The organism is Pseudoalteromonas sp. MMG005 (assembly GCF_018101015.1).
Classification (GTDB): domain Bacteria; phylum Pseudomonadota; class Gammaproteobacteria; order Enterobacterales; family Alteromonadaceae; genus Pseudoalteromonas; species Pseudoalteromonas aurantia.
This window is the reverse complement of sequence record NZ_JAGJEK010000028.1, coordinates 63,556-87,624: the sequence shown is the minus strand read 5'-3', so window position 1 is coordinate 87,624 and position 24,069 is coordinate 63,556. Positions and strand designations below refer to the sequence as shown.

Sequence of the window (24,069 nt, the reverse complement as noted above, 5' to 3'; positions counted from 1 at the left end):
CTGTTTGAGCTGTTTGAGCTGTTTGAGCTGTTTGAGCTGTTTGAGCTGTAGACCCACATCCGATTATGAAAAGAGGCAAAAGCGCACTGATGAGCAATTGTTGCATTGTAAGGGTATCCTGAGTTATTTATGATCCAGTTTGCCTTTGTTTTCACAACGATACAAGGCCATTGACGCTTAAAAGTATTAAACCAATGGCCTAAAGTAAGCTTATAGCCCGCCCTGGGTTAACTTATTTGGGTCGAGTAATGCGGTAAGTTCTTCGATGGATAGATCGGTATTTTCACTGGCAACATCAATGATTGGCCTGCTTTCTTTGTAAGCTAATTTAGCAATTTTTGCTGCTTTCTCGTAACCGATAACAGGGTTTAATGCGGTCACTAATATAGGGTTTTTAGCGAGAGCTTTCTTTATGTTGCCTTCGTTTACCTCAAAACTAGAGATGGCTTTATCGGCAAGTAAACGGCTTACATTAGATAATACATCGATACTTTCTAATATGTTATGGGCAATAACTGGTAGCATAACATTCAGTTCAAAGTTACCAGATTGGCCCGCCACTGTAATTGTTGCGTCGTTGCCAATAACTTGAGCACTCACCATCGCTGCAGCTTCAGGTATTACAGGGTTTACTTTGCCGGGCATAATGGAAGAACCTGGCTGTAATGCTTCAAGCTCAATCTCGCTGAGGCCTGCTAATGGTCCAGAATTCATCCAGCGAAGGTCATTCGCAACCTTCATATTAGCGACAGCCAACGTTTTCAATTGGCCTGACAGTGCAACAATGGCATCTTGAGAGCCAATACTGTAAAAGAAGTTTTGACTTGCAGAGAAGCGAATTCCGACATTACTACTGAGGTATTGATTAAATAAGTTAGAAAACTTAGCGTCTGCATTTACGCCGGTTCCGACAGCAGTGCCACCTTGAGCTAGTTCAAATACTTTTTCAACGCTTGTTAGTATCCCTTGATACGCGTTATCTATTTGATGCTGCCACCCGCTTAGGCTTTGTGCAAATGTTACCGGCATAGCGTCCATTAAATGCGTTCTACCGGTTTTTACATGATGGCCAATACTTGCTGATTTTTGCTCAATACTCTGTGAAAGGTGCTTAAGTGCAGGTAATAAGTCATAAATAACAGCGATTGCACTACTTACGTGAATGGCCGTTGGTATGACATCATTAGAGCTTTGCCCCATATTAACATGGTCATTTGGATGGACATCTAGGCCGCTTTGCTGACTAGCAAGCGTGGCAATCACTTCATTGGCATTCATATTTGAACTCGTGCCTGAGCCTGTTTGAAATACATCTACAGGGAAATGTGCCAAATGTTCTCCATCAATAATGCTTTGCGCAGCACTGATGATGGCTTTCGCTATATCTGCATCTAAGTGTCCTAATTCAGCATTAGTTTCAGCAGCTGCTTGTTTGATATAAGCCAGTGACTGGATGAAAGCGGCTGGCATGGTTAGATTGCTGACTGTGAAATTATTGATGGCTCGTTGAGTTTGCGCTTGATATAAAGCGGTTTCAGGTACTTCTAAAGTACCCATACTGTCTGAAGCTTGGCGAAAGGTGGTCATGCTGACTCCTAAGAATAAGGGTTAAATATATGGCTGATAACTCGTGCTTCATGTTCTATTTTTAGGAAGCGAGATCTGCCATGTGGAATGGATTTATAATAGCGTTTTAATGCGAGTAGTGGTTTATAAAGCTGGTCTTGACATTGCTGTCGCAATGCTTGATGCACTAGCGGGTCAGCAATGTTATGGAGTAGTTCATCAAAGGTTCTCTTTAAATATAGCTCTTGTAACAACATGCATTTATTGCATCCGTACCATTTGGCAAGTGTGATACCGGCATCGATAAACTGTGCCACAACCATGGGCGCTTCGAGCTGGGGTCTTTTACAATGAGTGGCTAGTTTTGGAGAATAAGAGCTGACAGCCTGATGAGGATGCATAGCAAACCCTTTTAGTGTAACGATAACCATTATCATTACACTAAAAGGGTTTTAGCGCAATAGAAGAGTGCGTGTGGTCATGGCTAGTTGTAACCGAGTATAAAGGTGTATGCTGTGGCTGGCACATCTTCTTGTTCTGTTGGCGTTAAGAGATCTTGTACTTCTTTACGATATTCTTCACTAGTGACAAATAAGTTGTCGTCATGCTCGTTAACCAAGCCTGTGTCATTGATGGGCATATGTGTAATTGTTGAAATAAACATAATTGTTGTCCTATGGTTTGTTAATATATTACATAGTAGATAAAGCAGTGATTGTGCCAATAACAAAAAGACATATAAAACATGGTGTTAAGTTTTTTTCGCTGTGTATACTTGCAATTTGCAATTGATATTGCATCAATATAGCGCAAAGATGAATGATCAAGGTGCATATATGAGTGTAGATAAACCCTTTTCTCAGGCATGTGAAAATAATAAAGAGCCTATTTTAAATATTTTAAAACCCTTACTTGCCACATGTGAAAAAGTCCTAGAAGTTGGTTCTGGAACAGGGCAACACAGTGTTCACTTTGCTCATGCTTTACCACATTTACAATGGCAAGCCAGCGATCGAGCCGTCAATCATGCGGGTATTTTAAGTTGGCATCATGATGCGCAACTAAGTAACTTAAACGCGCCAATTGAGCTGGACTTACAGAATGCTTGGCCTCTAGAGGATGTGCCAGCCATTTATACGGCGAATACATTACACATTGTGAGTAAAGACTTAGTAGAAAGATTTTTTCTAGGAGTAAAAAAACATTTACGCCAACAGGGCTTATTGATTATCTATGGCCCATTTAACTATGATGGGCAGTTTACAAGCAGTAGTAATGCCGCATTTCACCAACATTTGTTGCAACGAGATCCGCGCAGTGGGATCCGAGATGTTGAATGGATCATAGAGTTGGCGCATCAAAGTGGGCTCGACTTATTAGCAGATCACGCTATGCCAGCGAATAACCGATTATTGGTCTTTAAAAGGTAGCTGAGTGAGGCATTGTTCGGCGTATTGCGCTACGTGCGTACGCTCCCGAGCTATGAAGTCTGTGATTGCGCTGGCAAACATTGGATGTGCGACTTGGTGGGCTGAATAGGTGATAACAGGTTCAAAGCCTCTCGTTAATTTATGCTCACCTTGGGCACCAGCATCAAAGCGATTAAGTTTATTGTGTATCGCAAATTCAATGCCTTGGTAATAACATAATTCAAAATGGAGATGCTGATAATCAGCGAGAGATCCCCAGTATCTTCCATATAAAGTGTCACCATCGCTTAGATAAAGGCTCGCGGCCACGAGGGCTTGGTTGCTGTAAGCTATACACAAATGTATATTATTCGACATTGAGTGCTTAATCTCATTAAAAAATGCCCAATTGAGGTAGCCTGAGTGGCCTGAGCGTTTTAAATAGGTTTGTTGATAACAAGCAAAAAAGCCTTGCATATGTTCCGTAGAGATATCGTCGCCACTTAACCACACAATGTCGAGTGATTGTGCAGAGATATGGTTGCGCTCTTTTTTAATCATTTTGCGTTTTCGGGCGGTCATGGTTGCTAAGAAATCATCAAAGCATTGAAAGTACTTATTTTGCCAATGGAACTGCACGGCATGGCGAACCATCATAGTATTACTAAAATGCCCTGCTTCGGTCAAAAAATTGATATGTGTACTAGACCATTGCTTTAGGGTCATTGCTTGTTGCAATACTTGGCAAATATATTCCACTATTTCGTCAGTGAGCTCTAATGTAAGTATGCGCCTCCCTGTTATTGGGGTAAATGGAATGCCAGAGAGCCACTTCGGGTAGTAAGCTAAATGGTGGTTTTCGTATGCTTCAGCCCAAGACCAGTCAAAAACATATTCGCCATATGAGTGAGATTTAATATAGCCAGGCACTAATGCAATTAACTGTGAATCTTGATAAACCGCTAAATGCTGAGGCTGCCAGCCAGTCTTATGAGTGACGCATTGGCTGTGCTCAAGTGCCGCAAGCCATTCATAGCGGCAGAATAAATCATGTTGCGCTAGAGTATTCCATTGTTGTAGTCCAATGGTTGAGATTTCGCTAAAGAATTGAGAGCTAAACATAATAATAACAAGTCACGGTGATTAAATAGTTCGATTTGGCATAAGTCCTTATCGTACGCGAGAAGGTATCGTAGTCCAAATCTCTAAGGTAAATATGCTTTAACAGTACTGTGCTAAGCACTGGGCAAGTTTATCACGCTCCAAAGGTTTTGCTAGGTGCTGATTAAATCCAACTGCGAGGGCATGTGCTTTGTCTTCTGGCATAACGTCTGCGGTTAAAGCAATGATGGGGAGTTGTGTCGCATCTTTTTTTTGTCTTATCAGTGACGTTGCTTGATAGCCATCCATAACAGGCATTTGGCAGTCCATGAGTATCAAATCATACTCATCTACATCTACGGCATTGACTGCTTGTTGCCCATTTTCTACGATCGTATGGCTTATTTTAAATGTATCAAGCATCGCTTTAATGACAAGCTTATTAACAGGGTTATCCTCGGCAACTAAGATATGTAGCTTGTGCAGCTGTTGCGTATCAATCTCTAATTTGTGAATTGTTGGTGGTTGGCTTAATTCACATTTGATGCTGAGTGTAAAACAACTTCCGTGTCCCACTTGACTGTCAATTGATAGGCTACCTTGCATTAGTTCTGCGAGTTCTTTAGCAATAGCTAAGCCAAGCCCCGTCCCTCCAAATTCACGAGATGTAGAGCTATCAGCTTGGTTAAAGGCATTAAAAACATCTTTATATTGAGATGCCTTGATACCAATACCTGTATCTGTGACGCTAAATAGCAATTGGCAATGCGGTGCTATTTCGTCCACTTCCAATTTTACGTTAATGCCACCATGCTGAGTGAATTTTACTGCGTTACTGCAAAGGTTAATCAGGATCTGTTCAATGCGCATTTCATCGCCTTTGACCCAGCATTCATTTTGTAAGTTGTGATGGATTGTCCAAGTAATATTTTTGTTGTTTGCTGAGGTCGCAAACATAGAGTCAATTCGTTTTAATAAAGCTTGCAGCTCAAAAGTATGTTTATCTAGGTGTAAACGGTTTGACTCAATTTTCGCGATATCTAAAATATCGTTCACGAGGTTTAATAAGGTTTTTGATGCGGAACCAATTCGATGGATATAGTTTTGCAGTTGGGCGGTATTTTGATTATCAATAGCCAAAGAAGCGAAGCCGATGACGGCATTTAAAGGAGTTCTAATTTCGTGGCTCATGTTTGCTAAAAAGCGACTTTTTGCTTGGTTGGCTTCATCTGACTGCTGCTTCGCTTTTGCTAATGATTGGGTTCGTCGCTCCACAAGGTTATTTAAGGCATGATGCTGATAATTAAAGAGTAATAAAATAAATGTTATCAGTGCCGTAATGGTTAACTGCAGCGTCAATAAAAATAAAGTTTGCAACTTGTTTACGTGGGAAGTGAATGCATCTTTCACTGACAGCTTCATATGCCACTTTTGACCCGCAACATGCAAAGGAACAACCCATTTAGTTGTCGTTGTTTTTTTTTGCCCTTCATAGCTTTGATAAAAAGCATGATCATTTTTATCGTCAAAAAACGCAATATCAAATCGTTGTGCTTGGGCTTGTTTTAATACCTCATTCAACAGAATGTCTACTTGAATGACTCCCGTTGCGTACCCTTTGAGTGAGTGAGTTTGCTTAGTTAAGTGCTCATAAACAGGTGATACAAGCAAGTAAGCTGGAGATGGGCGGCTTTCTTGTACTAAAAATATAATATGAGTCGCTTGGGGTTCTTGTGCAATGAGTGCTTTTTTGAGTGCCCCTTGTCGTTGTGGATTGGCATAAATATTAAGCCCAAGCGCACCGTAGTTACTTTGTTCTGGGGAGATATATTTCACTACAACCATCGGATCTGTGAGTAACAGTGGCTGACCTTTAATTTTAACATTAGGTCCATAAAGTGTTTTTAATTGCTCATTCATTGCACTTTTTTTGTTTTGCTTTAAATAAGCGTTCCAAGATAGAGCGCGGATGAAAGTGTATTCTTTTCTTATTTCGTTGCTGATATCCATAAAAGATTGACGGTCAAAGTTTGGCGTTGATTGAAGTTGGTTAGCCAGCCTTTGAACTGCAAGCATACTGCGGTTCACATATCGATAAATAATATGCTCGATAATTTTCACTTCGCGCTCAGCTGCAATATGTGCATTTTTATTGTTGTTTTCATTATATAAGTAGGTTGTCATAGCAACTGAGAAAAAGAGTACGATACAGGCGCTCAAAGTACCCAATAAGTTATGCTTGGGGACCGGTTTATTAAGCCAGGGGTTAACTAGAATAAGGCACACGGGCGCACAAATGAGTACCCCGAGGGAGTCACCAAGCCACCATGCCAGCATATTCTGCCAGTGGTCTGAAAAGTGATAATCCGGATGGTAAAAACTCAAAGACAGCACGCCGATATTTGCTGAAATGAGATTAACGGCAATACCGAGGATTAAAACAAAATAAACAATGTGTCTGCGACTATTGAGGAGGAGTGGGTGGCCTAGCCAATCGCGTAAAATGTAACCCCCTAACGTTGCTTGAATGAGTGCGCCGGTAGCAACAATAAACGTTTGTATTACGTTTGCAAAAGGCACCGTTTGTGGCTGCCAGCCATATACAGAACCCCAATTAAAAGCGAATGATGCAAACAGTAATCCAGGGATGAATCGCCAGCCCCATATATACACGCCAATTAATGCTATGCCAGCAGGCAACCAAATAGGAAGGACTTGATCTTGAAAAGCAAAAGCACTGAGTACTTTCCCGGAACAGAAATAGCCAAATACAAAAAGTGCATAGCAGAGCCAGCTTTGCCAATTGTGCTTAAAAGTTAACGTCATAGAGTTTTAGGGTAATGGTTCGCTCATTGAGTATAGCCGCGTTTTTTGATGAAGGCACGGATGTAAGTTGATGTTTAGTGCAACTTTAATACGTCGATTTAAATAGCTAGCGGTGCATGAGCGATAAAATTAAACGGCCAAATGATAGTATTTATATTACTTAAGGCATGATGCTACTACAAAACATATTAGGCATAAAAAAACCGCGCTTTATTAAAAAGTGCGGTTTCTTATAAGAAATGGCGGAGAAGGAGGGATTCGAACCCTCGATAGGGCTACAAACCCTATACTCCCTTAGCAGGGGAGCGCCTTCAGCCACTCGGCCACCTCTCCGGCGCAAAACTGTAAAATATGGCGGAGAGATAGGGATTTGAACCCTAGAAGGGCTACAAACCCTTGCCGGTTTTCAAGACCGGTGCTTTCGACCACTCAGCCATCTCTCCAGAGCCACTGATAATACTTAGCGAAAGAGCAGCTGTAAACTACTTTTGAACTGTTTGCACAAAATTTACACTGTTTTTCGTGATTTATTTAAAAAAACAAGAAAAATGTCGTAAATTTATGGAGTTGGAGTAGGTGAATTTTTTATTAGAGGTCACTCATTAATAGGTGGTGACCTCAGTGACAAGGTCATTACTTAAGAAGAGACACAAAGCTTAAAGCATATAATTTACCGAAGCGATTTAAATAGGTCATCCAGTCAAAGCGTACTTTGGTTGGTGTTGGTGTTGATGTTACAGTTTCATTATAAGTGGTTGCAGAATTAAGCATGGTCGGTTCCTATCAAGTCAAAGAGTATGTAAAACAAGGCTATTTTGCGTGCGATTAGATTAAAAATAAAGCGATAAAAATTACCGCTTTCGGATAAGTAAAACTAATGCATTTTTGTTTTTTTATTTTTGTTTATTTTTTATTGTGCAATTTTATTCAGTTTTTTAATGCTTTGTTCTTTTGTATTTTGTTGTTTATTTTTGATTTTTATTTTTTTTGTGGTTTTTTTGAGTTTTATTTTGACTAATTATTCATATTAATTAATTTAATTATTTAGGGGTTCTATGCTGGTTGTAGTGAAACCAAGTACTGCAGTGAGTACTCAGCGGCACGTAGATTGGGTAAAAAAACAAATTCAATGTAAAAAAGTGACTTGTGACTGGTTTTTTACCACGGGAAACTTTATTAATGATGTAAAAAGTATCCGTCAGTTATCGCAAGGACAAGATGTTGTAGTCGTTATCGGTGGCGACGGAACGTTACATTTAGTGATCAATGGCATTGTGGGGTTAACTTGCCGCTTGGCATTGTTACCTGCAGGTACAGGTAATGACTTTGCAAGGCAGTTTGGTTATTCATTGTCACAGTGGCGGCGGAGTATTTTTTCAACTAAATATTCGGCGATTGATGTAGGCAAGGTAAATTCGCGGTACTTCGTCAACATGATGGGGGTTGGCTTCAGTGCGAAAGTAGTGAGGTCAATCAAATCTCAGAGCAAGCGAAATAAGTTAAGTTATGTTTGGGCTGGGCTATTGAACCTTGTTTCGTACCAAAGTGTGAAGGTTGCAAGCTCGCTCGGTCACCCGACTCCTATGATGATGATGTTGATAGCGAACGGTCGATACTTTGCAGCAGGTCTGCCTTGTGCGCCTAGCGCTGATGCTCAAAGTGGGACTCTGACTTGCCTAGAATTTCATGCCGATTCACTTATTACAAGGCTGATGACTTTTTTGTTAATGCTGTTCGCTCAACATGAGCGGTTATCGATTGTACATAAAACAGAGTCACAGCAATTTAGTATTGATGCTGTGGGTTTAGATATAGAAGCCGATGGAGAGATCATAGGAGAAACTCCAGCGCACGTTAGTTGTTTTCCGAAAGCGATTGAAATATGTATTTTGTAATAAAAATAAACGCCGTCAATGACTGACGGCGTTTGAGTGACAAGGTTTAGCTTCTCACTGGGGATTGAATTAAATGTAGTTTCAGTTTATCAAAAGGGGTAAGTACAATGGCATTACCTAGCAGCACTAAGCTAAAGCCGATGAAAGTATTCGATTGCCAAGTAAAGTTTTCAAAATATGTACTCAATAGCACAGCGACCAAAGGGAACAACACGATAATGTAGCTGGCCTTTTCAGGCCCTATGTTTTTAAGCAATGAGAAGTAGCTTGCAAAAGCAATAACAGTACCAAACACTGCGAGGTATAAAAGTGAGCTCCAATATTGCCAGTTGGCGTGAATGATCAGTGATTCACCAGCTAAAACAACATAGGCACCGAGCAGTATACTGCTATATAGCATGCCCCATGCGTTGCCTTGTAAAACGCCAATGTTGTTATTTGAATTTCTTACGCTGACCATGTTGCCGAATGAGGCAATTAATGTACCGAGTAGCGCAAGTCCTAGGCCAATTATCGCGCCACTATTGAGGTCAAATTGTCGTAAGTCATGCCAAAAAAGTGCGGTAATCCCGAATAACCCGAACGTAGCGCCAAAATATATTCTTTTGGCAATGGGCTTGCCAAAGAATAAGCGCGTATTGATAATGTTGAGCACTAAAAGTAGAGAAAATGCAATGGATGCCATGGCTGAGTTTAGATACCCTTGTGCGAAGTACAGCATCAAGTAATTCAAGCCGAAGTTCCCCATTGCGAGCAAAATGAAAAAGCAATGGTTTTTAAGGTTAAACCGCATGGGCATGCGTTTTATAATGACATAAGCCCACATGCAAATGGCTGCAAGGGTAAACCTGAGGCACAATGAGACAACTTCATTAACTTCACCTAGCTGAAACTCAATCGCTAACCACGTTGACCCCCAAATTAATACGGTCATTGTATACAGTAGTATACTTTTCATTTCATGCCCTTTAAGGTTTGTAAGTATAAACTTACTATTTATTATGATGAGAAGATGTACTATTGTAGAGACTTAATGTGTATATGCTATATACAGAATAAGTAAAAAAAGACCTATACAGATGAGTGGTATATGAGTTTTGTTATTTCGAAACAGCACAAACGATTTTTGTATGAGCAAGTGATCACACTTGTTGATGATATGGTTTGCCAAGGCACTTTATGTCCTGGTGATAAGCTGCCATCATTGCGAGCAATGGCAAGTAAGCTTGAGGTGAGTATTCCCACTGTAAAGCAGGCGTATCAAACATTAGAGGCTCAAGGTAAGGTAAGAGCGCAAGAGAAATCGGGCTATTTCTTACAAGCCGCACAGGTCAGCAGCTCAATGCCTAAGCGGGTCAAGCTGCCGCAAAAACCGGTTGTGGTGAATAAACAGCAACTTATAGAGCAGGTGTATGACGCGATTCATCAACCTCATGTTGTGTCATTTGGTATTGCGAATCCAGTGATGGTTGCCAGCACTGAAAAGGTATTAGCGAAATTAATGCGTCGAGCTATGCACAACATGGGGGAGGGTATGCTGAGTTATGGTGCAATGGATGGCTTACACCGATTAAAGCAGCAAATTGCATACCGTTACTTAGATTTGGGTTTAGCAGTTAATACAGAAGAGCTCGTGATCACCAATGGGGCTCAAGAAGCGTTAGCCATAGCACTGCAGTGTGTTGCCTGCGTTGGGGATGTGGTGGCTATCGAGTCTCCTTGCTATTTTGGTATTGTGGAACTAGTGGAAAGTCTTGGACTGAGAGCCATTGAAATTCCAGTGTGTCCCGATGATGGTGTATGGCTGTCTGATTTAAATGAAGCGTTGCTCAAACATAATATAAAGGCGTGTGTATTTTCTACAAGTATCAATAATCCGTTAGGCTCGTTTATGCCAGATATTCGTCGCAGGGCACTGGTTGAGTTGTTAGAGCGACATCAGGTCACGCTGATTGAGGATGATGTTTACGGGGATCTGCACTTTACTGAGCGACGTGGAAAGCCTGCTCAGTGTTTTACATCATCGGGCCATGTTATTACATGCGCCTCTTTTTCAAAAACGGCAGCGCCAAGCTATCGTGTTGGCTGGATGGTGGCGGGTCCTCATATTGCAAAAGCACGACGTTTAAAACGAGCGTTAAGTTGCTCCAGTTCATTGATGAATCAATGGGTGCTAGCTGACTATTTGGCTGGTGGAGAATATGACCGGCATCTAAAGCTGATGCGTAAGCGCTTACTAGATAATAAAGCGCAGATGGTTGCTGCATTGCGTCGATATTTTCCAAGTTCAGTACGATTGAGCGATCCACAAGGAGGGTGTGTTATTTGGGTCGATTTGGGTCGTCAATATAGCGGCTCCAAATTGTTTCAATTGGCCATTACACAAGGGGTCAGTATTACACCAGGTGTACTGTTTAGCGCGGGTACGCAATATGAATCATGTATACGCATGAGTTATGGCTTAGTATGGAGTGAGGTTGTAGAGCAGGCCATTGCTTTATTAGGTCAGCTTTTGCCTGAAGCAAAAAAATAGCCAGTTATTGACTGACTATTTCAGTTGGGAGATAGTTTTTCAACGTTGCGTATTGGCTACCTTTATTGGGCGTTAAAAACAGAGTAACCTGCAAACTCGGGAATATTTTGGCTTAACTGTTGTTCTTTTTGGGCTATGTCTTCAAATTGACCGCATAGTTGATTTGCTTGCTTTTCTATGACTCGAGCTTGCATTTCAACTTTTTCTTCTATGGCTTGTCCCATAGTCTCCATGCGTTGCTCGAAGCTACTCATATCACCATTTGAATTCGTCATTTCAGACCCAATTGCCACTAAAATACTACCAATAGACTCCATCATGGCACCTTGGAGTGCTGATTCGATCCGTTCTTCAAACTGTTGGTCGAAGTTATTACCAAATTGGTCAAATGTTTGCTTCCCCATAACAAAAGCACCGTCTTGGTAGAAGGTCTCGTTAATTTCAAGATGCAGCTCATCGAGTACGGAGCCGATAGAGCCCAGACTGTTTAGTTGTAGTGCATTGCTTACTTCATCTAATGCTACCCCTGCTATTTTTACACCTTCTAGCGCAATATTTGCTACTTTTGGTAACTGAACGCGTAACGAGTCAGCGTAGTTGCGCATGGCATCTTGTTGTGTTGGTGTTAGGGACACTCTTTCACCATCCTTTAATACGTCCCCACTGTCATTAATTGTCCACTTACTTTGTTGTGCCGTGGTGATGTGTAATTGTTCTGGTGTGATCATTACATCATTTTTGAACTCAACCAGGCACTCATCGGAGTTGAATTGCAACGAGTGACTATGGGTTGCAAATGCGCTAGAGCTGGTAACAAATGCGCCGAGAATAAGTAATTTTTTCATGACAATGCCTTGATTTTAATTGGGTTAGTTTTTAATAATCAAGATGAATGCCAATTTTATTTTTGTTATTTATCAATTGCATACGCTTTTTAGTTGTGATGAAAGAGCTGGTTAAATGGTAAAGAAGACTAAATTTTAGCGAAGTTGACCACAAAAAACGATGGATAAGCATTTTTTATTTACACGATAAAAAATTCTCATTGTTCAGAATGGTAATTTCGAACTAAACACTAAGAAGTGAACAGCAGTAAGCCACTTGATGAACGTGGATACGCTGTTTTTGTAACGTGATTGGAGCAGACTGTGGGTAAAACATATTCATATGATGGGCTTGATGATGATTTTACAGCTAGTGAATTTGATGAGTTAGAGCGAAATCAACATGATAAGCAAAGACGTAAAGTGAAACGTAAGATTGAAGACTATCTTGAGCAGAAGCGGTTGCGTAAAGATGTTGGTGATAACGACTTTGATTATTTGGAGTAGGTAAGTGTATCAGATATAAATAAGCTCAGAAGTACGGTGCCTTTAACTTAAACCTTAAGCGCTATGCTAGCGCTTTTTCAATGTCATTGCGTAGCTTATTGGGCTTTGTTGTGGGGGCATAACGTTTGATTGGCTGCCCTGCTTTGTTAATTAAAAATTTACTAAAGTTCCACTTGATCCGTTGCCCAAACAGACCGGGTAACTGTGCTTTAAGGTAAATATAAACAGGGTGAGTATGCTCTCCATTGACGTCGATTTTTTCCATGATGGTAAAATCAACCCCGTAATTAATTAAGCAACCTTGCTGAATTTGTTCTGGACTACCGGGTTCTTGTTGACCAAATTGATTACAGGGAAAGCCGATTATCACTAGCCCTTGTTCAGCATACTGCTGATGTAGCGCTTGTAACCCTTCGTATTGCGGTGTTAAGCCGCATTCACTTGCTGTGTTTACAATCAGCACCGCTTTACCTTGCAAAGACGAGAAGTCGAATGGTTGGCCTTGTAATGTGGTGGCAGAAAACTGATAAAAGGTATCCATAAGAGGTCCTGTTTTTGTGCTTTTTAATGATAACAACTACTCTAGCATACACTTAATTAACGTGTTCGAGTAAAAACTCAATTAATAACCGTACTCGATACGGCATGAGATCTTTGCGTGGGTAAACTAACCACGTGGCATTATCTTGCACTTGAAAGTCTGGCAAAAGGTAAATGAGCTTGCCACTTGCAATAGACTCGGCAACAATATCTTGTGCTAAATGTGCAATTCCTAACCCTTGTATACATGCATTGAGAATAGCGTGCGGATTGTTGCTACGCCAATTGCCTGCTACTTTAATCTCTTCCACTTGCTGAGTAATATTAAACCGCCAGCGGTTATTAATAGCAATTAAACAGTTGTGATTGGCCAATTCATAGGGATGAATTGGGATAGGGGTGTTTGCTATGTATTCAGGGCTAGCGACAAGACTCATAGGACGATGACACAACTTTCGCGCGATGAGGTTCGAATCTTGAAGCCTGCCAAAGCGAATGGCTAAGTCGAACCCCTCTTCTATTAAATCAATATTTCGATTATTAAAATCAAACTCTATGCTTACTTCAGGGTAACGTTTTAAAAACTCAGCAACAATGGGGGCAATGCTGTTGGCGACAAAATCCCCAGCCCCACTGATGCGAATTAACCCTTTGGGTTGCCTTTGAATACCCTGAATATGATTTGTTGCATCGACTAGCTCCTGCTGAATAACTTTAAGCTTAATCGCATATTCTCGACCACTGTCTGTGAGGTTTTGGGTACGTGTGGTGCGATGAATTAATATGGTACCAAGACGCTGCTCTAACTGTTGAATTTGTCTGCTAACGTAAGATGTTGATACATCAAGTACATTGGCTGCTTTACTAAAGCTGCCGTGTTCAACAACCGCTAAGAAAACATCTAACCCTTGCCACATGATATGACCCCTCTATATATAGATAAATTCATTATATACGCTTTATTATTGCTGTGTAGCAAAGGTAATTTGCCATTTGACAGCTGTTTGTTTATCTATATTGAAATTAAACTACGCACAATCAAAAGGTGAAACAGATCACAACATCTCGGTTATCGGAGCAAGTAAAGTAATGTTAAATTTTAATTTTGTAAACCCAACCCATATTCACTTTGGTGCGCAACAGATTTTAGAAATCAAGCACAATATATCGGCAAGCGCTAAGGTGTTGGTGGTATATGGTGGGGGCAGTATTAAGAAAAATGGGATCTATAATCAAGTTGTTGAAGCGCTAGGCGGATTTGAGTGGGGTGAGTTCTCTGGTATTGAACCTAACCCGAGTTATCAAACATGTATGCGTGCTGTTGAGCTGATAAAAGCTGAAGGTTATGATTTTATCTTGGCCGTTGGTGGTGGTTCTGTGATTGATGGGTGTAAGTTTATTGCTGCGGCCTCGATGTTTGACGCAGAGCCTTGGGATATTCTTGCTAAGGGCGCACAAATTAGTAAAGCACTGCCAATTGGTGTGGTGCTGACGTTGCCCGCTACCGGATCTGAGTCAAATAGTTTCAGCGTTATTTCAAACATTGAAACTGAAGACAAACTACCGTTTGCGTCTGCATTAGTACAGCCTCAATTTGCCGTACTGGATCCAAATGTGATGCAATCACTTCCTAAGCGCCAGCTGACTAATGGGATTGTTGATGCGTTTGTACATACTATGGAGCAGTATTTAACCTACCCTGTCGATGCCAAAGTTCAAGACCGCTTCGCTGAAGGATTACTATTAACGTTAATTGAAGAGGGGCCTAAAGTATTAAATGATGAAGCCAGTTATCAAACACGCGCAAATGTTATGTGGTCTGCAACCATGGCATTGAATGGTTTGATTGGCGCTGGGGTACCACAAGATTGGGCAACACATATGATTGGTCATGAGATCACCGCTTTATATGGGTTAGATCATGCACAAACTTTAGCGATTGTTTTACCTCGTATGATGGTACAGCAGCGGCAAGAAAAGCGTGAAAAATTATTACAGTATGCAGAACGAGTCTTTGGCTTAGATATTACAGATCCTGAAGGGGCTATTTCAGAAGCAATCGTGCTGACTGAACAGTTTTTTCATCAGGTTAATATGCCTACACGTTTTAGTGATCATGGTTTGGATGAAGAGGTTGCACAGCAAGTATGTGCGCAATTAGAACGCCATGGTATGGTGGCATTAGGTGAACATCAAGCTGTTACCTTAGAAAAAAGTAAACGCATATTATTAGCGAGCGTGTAATGCACGTTACAATGCTTGTTATTTTGACGATGTATGATATATCACAGCGGCATGAGACATAACTTGCCATTCTATCGCAATTTTAGCTGATAAGGTCAGACTTTCATCGCATCTATTGATGCGTTGCTCTAAAGAGTTTGTCATACTCAAAGCGATTCAAATAACCAAATAGAAACTAGAGGGGCGCGCAATGGTTAAAGTTTGGGATGGCTTTGTTAGGGGGTTTCATTGGTTATTGGTGTGCGGGATTGCAATCTTGTATATCAGTGGTGATGAGGGGTGGCTGGACCTACACTTCGTAACGGGGTATGTGTTGTTGGCATTGATGTTAACTCGTATTATATGGGGTTGCTTTGGCAGTAGTACCGCGCGGTTAGCTTCACTTTTTCACTCGCCTAAGGCTGTAATGAATGCGTTACTAAAAGATCAACCGACAACGGGGCATAACCCAGCTGGAAGTGTGATGGTTTTAGTCTTTTTTACTCTGATATTCATCCAGCTATTAAGTGGGTTAATGAGTAGTGACGATATATTAATTGAAGGACCGTTAGTACAGTATGTGCCATATGCATGGGTGGAGCTTGCTAATGATTTACATCGAGACAACATTGACTTGTTACTGATGGCGATTGGAATACATATTGGTGCGATTGCATTCTACCGCATGAAAGGAAAAAAACTGGTTAAGACATTGGTGACGGGGTATACCACAGAATCGGCGGATAAGCCGTTTATGCGGTCCGGAAAGGTGGCTTATATCATTTTTGTTGTGCTTTCCACTGGGGTATTGTATTTATGGGGTCAGGAGCCTTTGATGGCTTTATTTAACGTCGGTTAGACAATAGATAAAACGGTGTGTTCACACCGTTTTATACTTTAGCCCGGTAGTATAAACCTAGTCTTTAAAAGATTTATGACAATCTTTACAACCTTTAGCCCAGTTTTTAAAAGCAGGTGCAATGGTTTTTTTATCACCCGATTGTGCAGCAACCGCGAGTGCTTGTGCATATTCCGCAAATGACTTAGCTTTAGCGTCAAATTTAGCTCTGTCACTCCAGATTGCCGGTAATGCACTTGTATCGCCTTTATCTGATCCAGCTGTAAATGCTTCCCATGGCAGGCTTGAAAGGCTTGCTGCATTATTAGCGCGCTGAGCAAATTTATCTGCATCAAAAGGCACCTTTCCCTTGAGCATGTCACCCATGTCACCAATTTGATAACGAATTAATTGAAATGCAGCTTTCCTATATTCGATAGCGTCTTCTGGTTTATCAAAGAGTGAGTTTGCCGCTACATTCGTTGATATAGCGGATAAGAATGCACTTAATATAATCAGTTTTTTCATGTTTTGCCCCTAAGTTATGTGACTTATGTTTTACGTAAATGCATTAGAAAAGGCAAGCGTGATGCGATCACTTGGCTTGAATGATGGTCAATATGCCAATTCAAAATGAGATAAGTCACTTTTATGATGATGTTGTTTACTTTTTTTTACAAAAAAATACCCAGTAATTTCAGTTGGTTATGGTTTTTATTTGACTGTATGTAAATAGGGGATTTAGTTTGTGTATTTTCGGTGTTGATTACGTTGGCACTTTCACACTATATTAATGTTCCTTCGCATTGGTCAAATAAGATCAACAAACGTAATAGTTACCAATGTGAGGGTTAACAATAAAGATGGTGGCTGTTAAAACAGTTAACAACAAGTCCTAGGGGAATTTAATGTCTAAGCTAATCAAGAAATCAACAATTGCAGCTGCGGTTGGTAGTGTACTACTCACAGCGGGTGTTTCTGCAAACACGGCAAATATGGTAAATAATTTTGCCAATTTTGATGCTGTTAAAGTGACAGCGCAAGATACGAAAAAGAATGAGCCAACTTCTTATTTAATCGTACTGAAAGCAACGTCAGCGGCGAGCTTATATGCACAAGGCACATACCAGTCGGGTGATGCACGTGCAACAATGGCGCAAATTTCACAACTTCAAGAAGCGTTAACGCTTGAACTAAACAGTTTAGACTTCAATGCAAAAGTTATTGGTCAAACACGTGTTTTAGCCCCTACACTGATTGTTGAAGCGTCAAAAGAAGCGCTAGCAGCGATTGAAAAAGACGCACGCGTAGAACGTGTGTTACCTATGTTTGATTCTGAATTGCACATTGCAGAATCATCTGACTACATTAAAGCAACGCCAGTACGTACTGAAGGTTTGGCTACAGGTATGGGCCAAAAGGTCGCTGTACTAGATACGGGTATTGATTATACTCACAAAATCTTCAATGAAGCTGCCGGTACAGTTGAAGCGTATGAAGCTGCTCAAGCCGATCCAACAACGGTTGCATGGCCTCAAGGTCAAGTCAAAGGCGGTTACGATTATATGCGTAACGATGCGGATCCAATTGAGAATGATCCAGCGGTTCCTACTGAAGAAGACTCACCAACAAGTCATGGTACATCGGTTTCTCACTCAGTGACAGGTGTTGCACCAGACGTTGAGCTATATGTTTATTCTGTCTGTGGTGGTGGTTGTCCAAGCGCAGCACAAGCTGCGGCACTCGAGTCAGCAATGGATCCTAATGGGGATGGCGATATTTCAGACCGTGTAGATGTGATCAACATGTCTCTCGGTGGTGAGTTCGGTGATACATACACAGGCAGTGGTACACAATACCTTATTCAACGCGCTGTTGATTTGGGTGTGAATATGGTTATTTCAGCAGGTAATGACGGTGACCATCCATTCCGTATCGGTGGTCCAAGTACGACACCAAATGCACTATCAGTGGGTGCAATGACACACCCAACATTAGAAGAAGGTATTGCATCAGGTACTGTTGCAGGTGCTGAGACTGTTATTCAAGCTGCAAGCTTTGGTCCACAGGACGCGTTCTCGTTCAGCAACACGAATGCAGAGCTTGTATACCCTGATGCAAACCAAAATGGTTGTGATGCATTTGCTGACGACGTGGATTTCACAGGTAAGGCGGTATTGATTGACCGTGGTGCATGTGCATTCGTCACTAAAGTATTAAATGCACAAGCTAAAGGTGCGGCATTTGTACTGATTGCTAATAACACCGACAATGGTACTCCAGCACCAATGGGTGGCAGCTCTACAGAAGTCACTATCTTCTCTGTAGGTGTGAACTTCCAAGCGGGTAAAGCGATAAAAGACAAATTAGCAGCAGGTGAAACAGCAGAATACGCGATTCAAGTTGAGATGAAGAATGTTGCTGGTGCAGTTGCAGACTTCTCTTCACGTGGTCCTTCAGTGAATGGTCTATTAAAACCAGAAATCACAGCGCCAGGTGTGAATATTCAAGTTGCAGCAACGGGCACACAAGATAAGGTTGCAGGCGCAACGGGTACTTCGTTCTCAGGCCCAATGACAGCAGGTGCTGTGGCACTTGTTCGTGAAGCGTTACCAGAGCGTAATGCATACGAAATTAAAGCAACCATCATGAACACTGCTGATCTGAACGTAACAGTTGAAGCAACATCGATTAACCCTGATTCACCATTGGCACCTATTAGTTTGATTGGTGCAGGTTTAGTGAACGTTGATAAAGCAGTTAAATCACCGGTTGCGGCATGGGTCTATCACTCAGAGTTTGATACTAACCAAGCGGCGTTGTCATTTGGTTTTGAGAATGTGTCAGAAGTAACGGCATACACTAAAACTGTGACATTGAAAAACTTCTCAAACGAAGCTAAGACCTATAACCTTCGCACTGAAGCGCGTTATGAAAATGATGCTGCAACGGGGGCTGCTAGCTGGGAAATGCCTGAATCTGTTACTGTACCAGCAGGTCAAACTGTTGAGTTTGATGTAACCTTGACGATTGACCCTGCTAAGTTACCTGAGTGGAAACTGAAGAACCCACTTAATGCTGATGAGCTAGCTGAGCGTAGCCCTGCATTGACTTTATCTGAATTTGATGGCGCTTTAGTCTTTGATGACCCAAATACTGAAGGTGACCATGATTTACACATTGTTTATCATGCCCTACCAAAAGCGAACGTTGGCTTAGAGCTAGGTTATGAGCTAATGAACGGCAAGGTTAAAGTTGTTGCAACAAACAATGGCTTTAAAGATATTACCCCTATGTCAGAGCAATTAGTTGCAACGGGTACTGAGGTAAGTAAGTCTGAAAAAGATTTCAACATTTTAGCCACTACATTTAACGCTGTGACGGCTGAAGGGTGTGATACTGGTGTGGCATTTACTGCTTCAATCATGCTACGCGATGAGCTAACACACTTGCGTCGAGCAGGTGGTTATGCAATGAATTTAGACCTTGATAACGACGGTACTTACGACTACGCATTAGCGCAGTATAGTGATGTAGGCCGCAGTGCTGCAGTACCTGGCCGCTCACGTACAGTTAGTGGTCCTATTGTTGATGGTGCACCACAATGGGCATTGTTAACGAGCATGTATCATACAGCGGGTTCGAACACAGTGACTTTCTCTGGTTGTTCAGACATCATCGGTCTTGAGAAGAAAAACCTAGGTGATGCAATCACGATTGAAGCGTCAGTAGGTTACGGCTATCAGATTGGTGCATACGATGTAACTGATACACTAACGGGTACAACCACATTCGCAACATCTCCTGCAACATTCACAAATGCAGCAGGTGATGCTGTTACTGAGATTAAGCCGGGTGAAAAAGCGTACATCAATGCTGATTCTGCATTTGCACTTACTTCTGGTGAGCTCGAAGGTGTAATGGCAACGGTAACACCAGCAGTATTAGAAAATGAAAATCCATTCACAGCGCCGAAATTGAATTCAGCTGAGTTTTCAGTAGAAGAAAATACAGCGAAAGATACTGTGATTGGTCAGTTAGAGTTAGAAGCACAAGAAAATACCCTTGAAGTTAAAGAGTATTTTGTGAAATCTTCTTCACACACTGCTTTCACAGTAAACATGAACGGCGAAGTAATCGTTGCTAATGCTGATGTGCTTGATTTCGAAGCAGGTAACAACACAGCGAAATTAATGGTTGTTGCAATTGATGTATTTGGTAATGCATCAGAAGCTGCTGAAGTGACAGTAACAATTACGAATACAGTTGATACGGAAGCTGAGCAACCGGCTCCAGAGCCAACAGTACTTCCAGCATCAACAAGTTCTTCTTCAGGTTCTTTGGCTTGGTTAGCACTATTGGCTGCTCCGTTTGCTGCGCTACGTCGTCGTAAACAAAAGTAAGTTGATAGCTAAAATTAAAAACGCCAGTCAATGACTGGCGTTTTTTTTGTGCTGAATAAGGTGATTGTATTATTCTAAATCTTTAAAAATCATACCTCGACGCATACTTCTAGTGGCTAAAAATACTTCAGCAAGCAACGCTAAAAATGCCCCCATCAATAACATCATTGCCGCAATAAAACAGCTTGAGAGTGTGATACCCACTGGTATTTTATATAGGTGTGAAGTGAAGAGTAGCATCACGACGGCACACACTAGCAGAGCACTTAAGACACTCATACTAAAAGCAATGTGGATACAGCGAGACCGTTTTAATAGGGCACGCATCTCAGTACATAAAGATGCTTTCAAAGCGTCATCTTGACTAGAGTTGACTTTTCGGTCAAGTAATCTTGCCCTGTCAGTGATACGGGCGAGTCGATTTGATAAAACACCGAGCGTTGCTGCAATACCTGTGATCAAAAAGACGGGTGCAACAGCTGTTTGTATGACTTTAGCCATGGTTAATATATTTACTATATCATTGCTCATTTAGACCTCTGTTATTATCGCCAACTACCAAATGACTTGATCTAGTATGTTAGCTTGCTCACCAATGAGGGTTTTTACGACGTTATTGTGTTTATCTAGTAGAATTAGGCGTGGGACTCCTTTGTTGGCATATTGCTTATAAATAGCTCTATCTGGATCTGCAACTAAGTCAAAAGGCAATTGATAGTCGATATTAAATTTACTCAGCGTTGTGCTATTTTCTTCACGGCCAATGGCGATAATTTGTACTGATGAGTCATGAAGCAAAGGAGATGCTTGAAGTTCCTTTAACGTTCTTTGAGAGTCAGAGCACCAGGTAGCAAAGAGAATAACCAACTTATTTTTGTTTGGATTGAGTGTTATGGGCGTCCCTTGAATATTATTGAAGTGTGTATGTTTAAATGCTTGCCCTACTTGAATGTATGTCTCATATCTACTATCAACATTGACCGGCTCCGTAACGGTATTACATCCGGATAAATTGGCGCATAAAAGAGTGCTAATGAGTGTTGCACTTAGCTTGTTTATCATTATTATTCTCCATTGTGACTTATTAAGAGTACGGTATTTGATATATTTTTCAGCCGCACATTACTCACCCTACCTTACATTTCATTGAGTTATAAGTATTATTTTCTCGATATAGGTGCAGCGTAAACAATACATTAGGAGTGCGTGTGCTAGAGTTTTTTGGATTGTTCTTCTCGGCATTGAGCTCAGCTACTTTATTGCCGGGAACATCAGAAGTGGTGTTGTCTTCAATGGCGATTGGTAGCAGTACCATCTGGTTACTTTGGTGCGTTGCAACATTTGGTAACGTGCTTGGCAGTTGTATTAATTACTGGTTAGGGAAAAATATCACGCACTATCGAGACAAAGCGTGGTTCCCTGTGTCTGAAGAACAAACAAAGCGTGCTGAACAGCTATTCAACCGCTATGGAGTGTGGAGCTTATGTTTGGCATGGGTGCCTATTATAGGAGATCCTCTCACTTTAATTGCCGGGTTATGTAAATTACGGTTCTGGGTATTTGTTATTATTGTTGGGTTAAGTAAAGGTGCCCGGTACGGCTTTGTGTTACTGGGGGTGGTAAATATTGAGCGACTGATTTAGCCGCTCAAAAGCATTATTTAGACCAAGCTAGCGTCAGAGAAACTGAATCTGCAAAGCGCAGAGCATGTGGCTTGTCGACTCGAACTTTTGCATAAGTGACACTTGGGTGGCGATGGCATTCACTTAGAATATCAGCCACTAATTTTTCTAAAAGCAGAAAGTGCCCACTTTCGACAAGATTAATGACCGCTTTCGTGACGGTTTTATAATTGAGGGCATGTTCGACTTCATCACCACTAACACAGGCGATATCCGCAGGGTAGTGGATCTCTAAATTGAGTACGACATCCTGCTTTTTTTCTCGTTCTTCAGGATTGAATCCAATAAAAGTACGCAATCTTAAGTTGGTGATATTGATGATCGCATTTTGCATAAAAAATCCTTAGTTTTTGACCAACTGTAAAAACTCATTACGTGTTTTTGGATCTTCACGAAAGTTACCTAGCATAACGGAAGTCCGCATTTTAGAGTTTTGTTTTTCGACACCTCGCATCATCATACACATGTGCTTTGCCTCTACAATCACGCCAACTCCTTTTGCACCCGTCACTTCTTCAACAGCTTTTGCTATTTGGTGGGTGAGTTGTTCCTGAATTTGAAAGCGCCGCGCATACATGTCAACAATACGGGCAAATTTAGATAAACCCAACACTTTCCCATTGGGGATATATGCGATATGGCAACGGCCCACAAAAGGTAACAGATGATGTTCGCACATAGAATAAAGCTCAATATCTTGAATCAATACCATATCGTCCGCATCAGAGGTGAATACGGCGTTATTTGTGATGTCATCGAGCGTCTCTCGGTAGCCTTTTGTTAGATATTCCATGGCTTTGGCAGCCCGTTTTGGCGTGTCCAATAGGCCTTCTCTATTGCTATCTTCGCCAACGGCTTCAATGATTTGGTGATAGCTGTTTTTTAATTCTTCGTGCATAACAAGTTCTCTATCTATTTTAGGTGGCGTCCGCCGTCAACTGGCAGGGTACGTCCTGTAATGTAGTTACTATTGAGCAGTAGCTCGACGCTATTGACGATTTCTCGACAACCAGGCTCAATAGCCATTAGTGATTTTTTAAGGGTTTTTTCTCGGTATTCAGACGAATCATGTTCATTGAAAATAATAAGACTGGGTGCTATCGAGTTTACTTTGATATTTGGAGCAAACTTCGCTGCGAATGATTTGCTCAAATTATCTAATGCTGCTTTACTGGCCGCGTATGCGATATGTTTGGCGCTACCGGTTTCTGCAACGTAATCGGTTAAATGAATAATGTCACTGACGCTACTATGGGCAAGTAGTAAGTCACTCAATGCAAGGTTGAGCAAATAAGGGACTTTGGTATGAATTCGCATCATGCTATCAAATAAGTCATTAAAATTGTGATTCTTTTCCTCACAATCCCAACTAGATGCATTATGTATCACCGCTTTCAAGCTAGAGTGCCGCATGCGAATTTCAGAAACCAGCTGGTCGATCGCATTTGTTTCGCTAAAGTCACATTGAATGCATGTAACCCCTTGCTGCTCAAGCTCATGTATGACGTTATGTCGTGTACGGTACGTCATTATTACAGGTTGATTAGTCGTAATAAAATGTTGTACCAGAGCTAAGCCAATGCGTTGCGCGGCGCCTGTAATTAATATTGGAGCAGTCATTAAAGCTAAAAACCTTCGTATAAAAGTAGGAATAATATAACTATAACTTAATTTTTGCGTGTTGTTTTACTTTGTTGATCAGTAGCTTGTTAGCTCATATTA

At 41.2% G+C, this 24,069-nt stretch carries 25 protein-coding genes and 2 tRNA genes; 8 read left to right on the top strand and 19 right to left on the bottom strand.

The window, feature by feature from the left end; translation table 11 throughout:
- Window positions 1-210: 210 nt before the first annotated feature.
- From J8M01_RS20580 to J8M01_RS20570, 3 genes are read right to left on the bottom strand one after another with little or no spacing between them, the layout of a single operon-like run.
- Window positions 211-1,587, bottom strand: coding sequence for a class II fumarate hydratase (locus J8M01_RS20580; protein WP_211059170.1), 1,377 nt, complete (start codon window positions 1,585-1,587; stop codon window positions 211-213).
- An 8-nt stretch (window positions 1,588-1,595) separates the two neighbouring features.
- A complete protein-coding gene (locus tag J8M01_RS20575; RefSeq protein ID WP_247671215.1) occupies window positions 1,596-1,997 on the bottom strand; it encodes a hypothetical protein in 402 nt (133 codons plus the stop codon).
- 53 nt (window positions 1,998-2,050) lie between these two features.
- Window positions 2,051-2,230: a hypothetical protein gene (locus J8M01_RS20570; protein WP_192506211.1), complete on the bottom strand. Its 180-nt coding sequence runs from the start codon at window positions 2,228-2,230 to the stop codon at window positions 2,051-2,053.
- Between the two features lie 172 nt (window positions 2,231-2,402).
- Here J8M01_RS20570 and J8M01_RS20565 point away from each other — a divergent pair, with 172 nt between their 5' ends.
- Entirely contained in the window at window positions 2,403-2,996 is a 594-nt protein-coding gene (locus tag J8M01_RS20565) for a DUF938 domain-containing protein (protein ID WP_192506210.1), read from the top strand.
- Here the strand turns inward: J8M01_RS20565 and J8M01_RS20560 are convergent.
- From J8M01_RS20560 to J8M01_RS20540, 5 genes are all read right to left on the bottom strand, one after another.
- Window positions 2,976-4,103, bottom strand: coding sequence for a GNAT family N-acetyltransferase (locus J8M01_RS20560; protein ID WP_192506269.1), 1,128 nt, complete (start codon window positions 4,101-4,103; stop codon window positions 2,976-2,978). The genes J8M01_RS20565 and J8M01_RS20560 overlap by 21 nt on opposite strands.
- Before the next feature lie 93 nt (window positions 4,104-4,196).
- Entirely contained in the window at window positions 4,197-6,902 is a 2,706-nt protein-coding gene (locus J8M01_RS20555) for an ATP-binding protein (protein WP_211059169.1), read from the bottom strand.
- 240 nt (window positions 6,903-7,142) lie between these two features.
- A tRNA-Ser gene (locus J8M01_RS20550) sits at window positions 7,143-7,235 on the bottom strand.
- A 19-nt stretch (window positions 7,236-7,254) separates the two neighbouring features.
- Window positions 7,255-7,345 (bottom strand) — tRNA-Ser (locus tag J8M01_RS20545).
- 190 nt (window positions 7,346-7,535) lie between these two features.
- Entirely contained in the window at window positions 7,536-7,673 is a 138-nt protein-coding gene (locus J8M01_RS20540; RefSeq protein ID WP_211059168.1) for a hypothetical protein, read from the bottom strand.
- 284 nt (window positions 7,674-7,957) lie between these two features.
- On the opposite strand from J8M01_RS20540, the gene J8M01_RS20535 reads away from it, so the two are divergent.
- Entirely contained in the window at window positions 7,958-8,797 is an 840-nt protein-coding gene (locus J8M01_RS20535; protein ID WP_211059167.1) for a YegS/Rv2252/BmrU family lipid kinase, read from the top strand.
- Window positions 8,798-8,843: 46 nt separating this feature from the next.
- Here J8M01_RS20535 and J8M01_RS20530 read toward each other — a convergent pair whose 3' ends face one another.
- A complete protein-coding gene (locus J8M01_RS20530; RefSeq protein WP_210997402.1) occupies window positions 8,844-9,755 on the bottom strand; it encodes an EamA family transporter in 912 nt (303 codons plus the stop codon).
- Between the two features lie 132 nt (window positions 9,756-9,887).
- Between J8M01_RS20530 and J8M01_RS20525 the strand changes: the two genes are divergently transcribed.
- Window positions 9,888-11,330 carry a PLP-dependent aminotransferase family protein gene (locus J8M01_RS20525; protein WP_211059166.1) on the top strand — a complete coding sequence of 481 codons (1,443 nt, stop codon included), beginning with the start codon at window positions 9,888-9,890 and terminating at the stop codon, window positions 11,328-11,330.
- Window positions 11,331-11,392: 62 nt separating this feature from the next.
- Here J8M01_RS20525 and J8M01_RS20520 read toward each other — a convergent pair whose 3' ends face one another.
- On the bottom strand, window positions 11,393-12,175 hold the full coding sequence (locus J8M01_RS20520) for a DUF2884 family protein (RefSeq protein ID WP_211059165.1): 783 nt from the start codon (window positions 12,173-12,175) through the stop codon (window positions 11,393-11,395).
- Window positions 12,176-12,478: 303 nt separating this feature from the next.
- Here J8M01_RS20520 and J8M01_RS20515 point away from each other — a divergent pair, with 303 nt between their 5' ends.
- Window positions 12,479-12,661, top strand: coding sequence for a hypothetical protein (locus tag J8M01_RS20515; protein WP_211059164.1), 183 nt, complete (start codon window positions 12,479-12,481; stop codon window positions 12,659-12,661).
- A gap of 61 nt (window positions 12,662-12,722) precedes the next feature.
- Here the strand turns inward: J8M01_RS20515 and J8M01_RS20510 are convergent, their stop codons facing one another.
- Window positions 12,723-13,202, bottom strand: coding sequence for a glutathione peroxidase (locus J8M01_RS20510; protein WP_211059163.1), 480 nt, complete (start codon window positions 13,200-13,202; stop codon window positions 12,723-12,725).
- Between the two features lie 52 nt (window positions 13,203-13,254).
- Window positions 13,255-14,118 (bottom strand): LysR family transcriptional regulator, encoded by an 864-nt coding sequence (locus J8M01_RS20505; protein WP_211059162.1) that lies wholly within the window; start codon window positions 14,116-14,118, stop codon window positions 13,255-13,257.
- Window positions 14,119-14,290: 172 nt separating this feature from the next.
- Here J8M01_RS20505 and J8M01_RS20500 point away from each other — a divergent pair, with 172 nt between their 5' ends.
- The gene (locus J8M01_RS20500) at window positions 14,291-15,445 is read left to right on the top strand and encodes an iron-containing alcohol dehydrogenase (protein ID WP_211059174.1); all 1,155 of its coding nucleotides are present in this window, start codon (window positions 14,291-14,293) and stop codon (window positions 15,443-15,445) included.
- 18 nt (window positions 15,446-15,463) lie between these two features.
- Here J8M01_RS20500 and J8M01_RS24260 read toward each other — a convergent pair whose 3' ends face one another.
- Window positions 15,464-15,589 (bottom strand): hypothetical protein, encoded by a 126-nt coding sequence (locus J8M01_RS24260; protein WP_282100538.1) that lies wholly within the window; start codon window positions 15,587-15,589, stop codon window positions 15,464-15,466.
- Between the two features lie 46 nt (window positions 15,590-15,635).
- Between J8M01_RS24260 and J8M01_RS20495 the strand changes: the two genes are divergently transcribed.
- A complete protein-coding gene (locus J8M01_RS20495; protein ID WP_211059161.1) occupies window positions 15,636-16,283 on the top strand; it encodes a cytochrome b/b6 domain-containing protein in 648 nt (215 codons plus the stop codon).
- Window positions 16,284-16,340: 57 nt separating this feature from the next.
- Here J8M01_RS20495 and J8M01_RS20490 read toward each other — a convergent pair whose 3' ends face one another.
- On the bottom strand, window positions 16,341-16,790 hold the full coding sequence (locus tag J8M01_RS20490; RefSeq protein ID WP_211059160.1) for a cytochrome c: 450 nt from the start codon (window positions 16,788-16,790) through the stop codon (window positions 16,341-16,343).
- 380 nt (window positions 16,791-17,170) lie between these two features.
- On the opposite strand from J8M01_RS20490, the gene J8M01_RS20485 reads away from it, so the two are divergent.
- Window positions 17,171-20,665 carry a S8 family serine peptidase gene (locus tag J8M01_RS20485; RefSeq protein WP_192506198.1) on the top strand — a complete coding sequence of 1,165 codons (3,495 nt, stop codon included), beginning with the start codon at window positions 17,171-17,173 and terminating at the stop codon, window positions 20,663-20,665.
- A 69-nt stretch (window positions 20,666-20,734) separates the two neighbouring features.
- Here the strand turns inward: J8M01_RS20485 and J8M01_RS20480 are convergent, their stop codons facing one another.
- Window positions 20,735-21,196 carry a DUF2721 domain-containing protein gene (locus J8M01_RS20480; protein WP_192506197.1) on the bottom strand — a complete coding sequence of 154 codons (462 nt, stop codon included), beginning with the start codon at window positions 21,194-21,196 and terminating at the stop codon, window positions 20,735-20,737.
- Window positions 21,197-21,220: 24 nt separating this feature from the next.
- Window positions 21,221-21,727 (bottom strand): TlpA disulfide reductase family protein, encoded by a 507-nt coding sequence (locus tag J8M01_RS20475; protein WP_192506196.1) that lies wholly within the window; start codon window positions 21,725-21,727, stop codon window positions 21,221-21,223.
- Window positions 21,728-21,873: 146 nt separating this feature from the next.
- Here J8M01_RS20475 and J8M01_RS20470 point away from each other — a divergent pair, with 146 nt between their 5' ends.
- Window positions 21,874-22,308, top strand: a complete 435-nt coding sequence (locus tag J8M01_RS20470) for a YqaA family protein (protein WP_211059159.1) — start codon at window positions 21,874-21,876, stop codon at window positions 22,306-22,308.
- A gap of 13 nt (window positions 22,309-22,321) precedes the next feature.
- Here J8M01_RS20470 and folX read toward each other — a convergent pair whose 3' ends face one another.
- From folX to folM, 3 genes are read right to left on the bottom strand one after another with little or no spacing between them, the layout of a single operon-like run.
- Complete coding sequence (folX, locus tag J8M01_RS20465; RefSeq protein ID WP_192506194.1) at window positions 22,322-22,681, bottom strand: dihydroneopterin triphosphate 2'-epimerase; 360 nt, start codon at window positions 22,679-22,681, stop codon at window positions 22,322-22,324.
- 9 nt (window positions 22,682-22,690) lie between these two features.
- Entirely contained in the window at window positions 22,691-23,245 is a 555-nt protein-coding gene (gene folE / locus J8M01_RS20460) for a GTP cyclohydrolase I FolE (protein ID WP_192506193.1), read from the bottom strand.
- 14 nt (window positions 23,246-23,259) lie between these two features.
- Entirely contained in the window at window positions 23,260-23,967 is a 708-nt protein-coding gene (folM, locus tag J8M01_RS20455; protein WP_210997390.1) for a dihydromonapterin reductase, read from the bottom strand.
- Between the last annotated feature and the right edge of the window lie 102 nt (window positions 23,968-24,069).